A 4,592-nucleotide genomic window follows, 5' to 3' on the forward strand; every position below is an offset into this window, starting at 1 on the left:
CTTCGCCGCAGCCTGCGCCGGTGCGTTGCCGGCCACCGGACCACCTGCCTGCCCCATGACGGCCTGGACACCCTCGGCGGCCTGACCGGGCGCCGAGCCGGCCGAGCCGGCCGATTCGGCCGGGCCCTTGCGCCTGCGACGCTTGCCCGACGATGCCGACGGGCCGTAGCCGACGAGGTTGGCCACCCGATCCTCGCCCTCGGCGGCTCCACCCTCTGCCTCCGGTGACGCGGACGGCTCGGCCTGGTCGCCGGCGCCCTCCACCTCGACGGAGACGATCGGCTGCCCCACGTCGACGGTGGTGCCCTCGGCCACGAGGAGCTCGATGACCTTGCCCTCCCACGGGATCGGCAGCTCGACGAGGGACTTGGCCGTCTCGATCTCGACGACGATGTCATTGGTCTTCACCGTGTCACCCGGCTTGACCTTCCAGGTGACGATCTCGGCCTCGACCAGGCCCTCGCCGGGGTCGGGGAGATTGAAGTGCTTGACGCCCATGTTCGTGTCTCTCCTTGTTCGCCGCGGCGCCTCAGTAGGCGAGGGCCTTGTCGACCCCGTCGAGGACGCGGTCCAGGTTGGGCAGGAACTCCTCCTCGAAGCGGCTGGGCGGGTAGGGGATGTTGTATCCACCGACCCGCAGCACGGGCGCCTCGAGGTGGTAGAAGCACTTCTGCTGGATCTCGGCGGCGATCTCGGCACCCATGCCGAGGAAGGTGCTGGCCTCGTGGACGACGACCACACGGCCGGTCTTCTCTGCGGACGCGGTCACCGTGTCGAGGTCGAGCGGCGAGAGCGAGCGCAGGTCGATGACCTCCAGGGAGCGCCCCTCGTCGGCGGCCGCCCCGGCAGCCTCCATGCAGGTCTTGACCATCGGGCCGTAGGCGATCAGCGTCACGTCCGTGCCCTCGCGCAGGACCTGTGCCTCGTGCAGACCTCGCGGTGCGCCCGCGGCATCGTCGATCTCGACCTCGGCACGCTCGTGGTAGCGCCGCTTGGGCTCGTAGAACATCACCGGGTCATCGCACTCGATGGCCTGCTGGATCATCCAGTAGGCGTCCTCGGGGTTGCTGCAGCTCACGACGCGCAGGCCCGCGGTGTGAGCGAAGTAGGCCTCGTTGGACTCGCTGTGGTGCTCGACCGCGCCGATGCCACCACCGAACGGGACCCGGATGACCATCGGCACCTTGAGGTAACCGAGCGAGCGCGAGTGCATCTTGGACACCTGGCTGATGATCTGGTCGAAGGCCGGGTAGATGAACCCGTCGAACTGGATCTCGACCACCGGGCGGTAACCGCGCAGCGCGAGGCCGACTGCGGTGCCGAGGATGCCGGCCTCGGCGAGCGGGGTGTCGATGACCCGCTCCTCGCCGAAGTCCTTCTGCAGGCCCTCGGTGATCCGGAAGACACCGCCGAGCTTGCCGATGTCCTCACCCATCAGCACGACCTTGGCGTCCTTCTCCATCGCCGCCCGGAGACCCGCGTTGAGACCCTTGGCGAGGGTGAGCTTCTGGCCCGCCATGTCAGTTCCCCTCCTCGAAGCCGGCGTGGTAGGCGATCAGCTCGGCCCGTTCCCGGTCGATCACCGGGTGCTGCTCGGCATAGACCTTGTCGAACATCGTGGGCAGCTCGGGGTCGGGCATGTTCTGGCAGCCGGTGCGGATCTCGGCCGCCAGCGCGTCCGCCTCCGCGTCGATGCCGTCGAAGAACGCAGGGTCCGCGATCCCCTCGCGCTCCAGGTGGGAGCGCATCCGCTTGATCGGGTCCTTCTCGCGCCACAGGTCGACCTCGGCCGAGACGCGGTACTTGGTCGGGTCATCGGAGGTGGTGTGCGCGCCCATCCGATAAGTGAACGCCTCGATCAGCGTGGGTCCCTGACCGGAACGGGCCTCGTCCAGCGCATGCTTCGTCACGGCATACACCGCGAGCACGTCGTTGCCGTCGACCCGGACGCCGGGGAAGCCGAATCCCTTGGCGCGTTGGTAGGGCGGGACCCGGAACTGCCGCTCATTGGGCTCGGAGATGGCCCACTGGTTGTTCTGCACGAAGAAGACAACCGGCGCGTGTGCCACCGACGCGAAGACCAGCGCCTCGTTGTAGTCGCCCTGGGCGGTGCCGCCATCGCCGGTGAACGCCATCACCGCGGTGTCGCGCGAGGGGTCGCCGGTGCCGACCGCGCCGTCGCGCTGGACGCCCATCGCATAGCCGGTCGCGTGCAGCATCTGGTTGCCGATGACGATCGTGTAGAGGTGGAAGTTGTTGGCGTTGGAGTCCCAGCCGCCGTGGTTCACGCCACGGAACATCCCGAGCAGGTTGAGCGGCGGGACACCCTTGCACCAGGCCACGCCGTGCTCGCGGTAGCCGGGAAACGCGTAGTCCTGCGTCGACATCGCCCGACCGGCGCCGACCTGGGCGGCCTCCTGGCCCAGCAGCGACGGCCACAGCCCGAGCTCGCCCTGGCGCTGCAACGCGTGCCCTTCGGCGTCGACGCGGCGCACGAGCACCAGGTCGCGGTAGAGGCTGCGCATCGTCTCGGGGTCGAGGCCCTCGAGGATGGGTTCGTAGGGCTCGCAGTTGCCCCGGCTGACGCGCTTGCCGTCGGCGTCGAGGAACTGCACCATCTCCGGGCCACCGTCGGTGACGTCTCTCACGGGCACTCCGGGGGCCACGGTCTCGTGGTGGTGGGGGCTGCTGATCTCGCCGAGATCGCGCTCGGGAACCGGCGCGACGTCCTGGTCGCTCACGGGCACTCCTTCTACTGCGACCCAGCCGGGTGAGGCTCGGTCGACTCGGGCCCCGGCCGAGGGGGCGGGGTCTCCGCCGATGGCCGTCCGGGGCGGACTCACGCACGCGTTGTGGCGGCGCTCACAGGCCTAGCAGGGAACACGCTACCGGGCGCGGGGCTGCGTCTCCCAGCCCGGTCGGGTCGGACAGCAAAGCGGCCAGCCCGTTGTGGTGGTGCGCCGACCGGGAGCAGGTCCAGGAGGCGGCGGTGACCATGCCGAGACCGTGGCGCGGGGCCGCCCGCCGGGAGGGTCCGCGGCGATCACGTCGCGGGCATCGAGCCGATCTCGGCCACCAGCGCCTCGGCAAGGCGGGCGTAGTCCTCCAGGTCGTTGTAGGGGGCAGCGCTGAGTCGCAGCCATCCCCGGCCGGCGTGCCAGAGCACCTGGGCCTCCACGCTGGCCGCGCTCAACCGCTCGTAGAGCTCATCGGCGGCGTCCCCGGTCGCCGCGACCCCGTCCGGCAGGGCGAGCAGCCGCAGCTGGGGCGCGGGGTGCGATCCGCCGCTCGGGCTCGTGACGGCATACCCCGCCTCCGCGAACGCCTTGGTCACCAGCACGGCAGCGTCGTCGAGCAGGGTGGTGGCGCGCTGCGCCATCACCGGGCCTCCCGCCGACTCCCAGAAGTCGAGGGCGGCCGGCAGGCTGAGCCACGCGCTGTAGTCGTCGGTGCCGCGCATGTCGAACGGCCCGGGGAAGGGTTCGCCGTGCGCCCAGCTCGTCGTGAGCGGCAGGCAGCTCTCGCGGCGGGCCGGCGCCACCCACAGCACCGTCGTGCCGCGCGGTGCGTAGCCCCACTTGTGCCACGTCCCGGTCCAGTAGTCGGCTCCGCTCCCGGCCGGCCGCGCCAGGAGCTGACCGGGCACGTGGGCGGCGTCCACGAAGGAGAGTGCGCCGAACTCGCGCGCGAGCCTGGTCAACTCGGTCACCGGCAGGACCCGCCCGGTCGGCGACGTGACGTGGTCGATGACGACGAGTCGCACCCGGCCTCCACGGCCGATGACTTCCTCGGCGACCCGCCGGTGGGCGGCGACCAGTTCGTCGTCGGTGACGCCGACCGGCACGTCCACCGTGACCATGCCGGCGCCGGTGCGGTCGCACCAACGCTGCGCGGCTCGTTGCACCGCGCCATAGCCCTGGCTGTTCACGAGTATGACGTCACCCCGGCCGAGCTCACCCGTGCCGGCGAGGCTGCACAGCACGGTCGAAACCGCCTCGGTCACGTTGCGCACCAGGGCGATCGCGTCGGACTCGACGTCGAGGAACGCGGCTCCGACAGCTCGCGCTCGGGCCACCTGCTCCGGCTTCTCGATCCGGTTGAACCGCATCGGGTTGGCTTCCGCCCGGCGCCGCCAACGCTGCTGCTCCTCCTGCACGACGATCGGCACGGCACCATAGGAGCCGTGGTTGACGTGGGTGATGGCTGGGTCGAGGGAGAAGGAGTCGCGCACCCGACCGAGTCTGCCAGCCGCTGAGCACCTCGAGCTCCCGGCGGGTCAGCCGGTCGAGCGTCGCCGGGTTGTGCCGGACCGCTGTGACGATGTCCCTCACCGGTGCCCGTGCGACCATCGCGTCGTGACCGACGACGCGATGGTCCGACGGGCGAGGTCGTTCGAGCAGGGTGCAGGCGCCTACGACCGGCTGCGGCCGGAGTTCCCGGAGCAGATGTTCGACGACCTCGCCCGCGAGGCCGGCGACCTGCTCCGTCGGCCGGTGCTGGAAGTGGGGGCCGGCACCGGGCGGGCGACGCTCCCGCTGGTCCGGCGCGGCGCGCGCGTCGTGGCGGTCGAGCCGTCGGCGGACATGCTGAGG

General features: G+C 71.0%; 5 protein-coding genes. 1 reads left to right on the forward strand and 4 read right to left on the reverse strand.

Annotated elements, in window-relative coordinates:
- From FRW57_RS17670 to FRW57_RS17685, 4 genes are all read right to left on the reverse strand, one after another.
- Positions 1 to 498, reverse strand: a 498-nt coding sequence (locus FRW57_RS17670) for a biotin/lipoyl-containing protein (RefSeq protein ID WP_338055380.1), incomplete at its 3' end; no start/stop codon positions are given.
- 31 nt (positions 499 to 529) lie between these two features.
- Positions 530 to 1,519, reverse strand: a complete 990-nt coding sequence (locus FRW57_RS17675; RefSeq protein WP_152186614.1) for an alpha-ketoacid dehydrogenase subunit beta — start codon at positions 1,517 to 1,519, stop codon at positions 530 to 532.
- Between the two features lies 1 nt (position 1,520).
- The gene (pdhA, locus tag FRW57_RS17680) at positions 1,521 to 2,741 is read right to left on the reverse strand and encodes a pyruvate dehydrogenase (acetyl-transferring) E1 component subunit alpha (RefSeq protein ID WP_373681306.1); all 1,221 of its coding nucleotides are present in this window, start codon (positions 2,739 to 2,741) and stop codon (positions 1,521 to 1,523) included.
- 302 nt (positions 2,742 to 3,043) lie between these two features.
- Positions 3,044 to 4,231, reverse strand: coding sequence for an aminotransferase class V-fold PLP-dependent enzyme (locus FRW57_RS17685; protein ID WP_152186615.1), 1,188 nt, complete (start codon positions 4,229 to 4,231; stop codon positions 3,044 to 3,046).
- A gap of 124 nt (positions 4,232 to 4,355) precedes the next feature.
- On the opposite strand from FRW57_RS17685, the gene FRW57_RS17690 reads away from it, so the two are divergent.
- On the forward strand, positions 4,356 to 4,592 hold a 237-nt coding region (locus FRW57_RS17690; RefSeq protein WP_152186616.1), incomplete at its 3' end, for a methyltransferase domain-containing protein.

The organism is Segeticoccus rhizosphaerae, from assembly GCF_009192725.1.
In the GTDB taxonomy this organism is placed as follows: domain Bacteria; phylum Actinomycetota; class Actinomycetes; order Actinomycetales; family Dermatophilaceae; genus Segeticoccus; species Segeticoccus rhizosphaerae.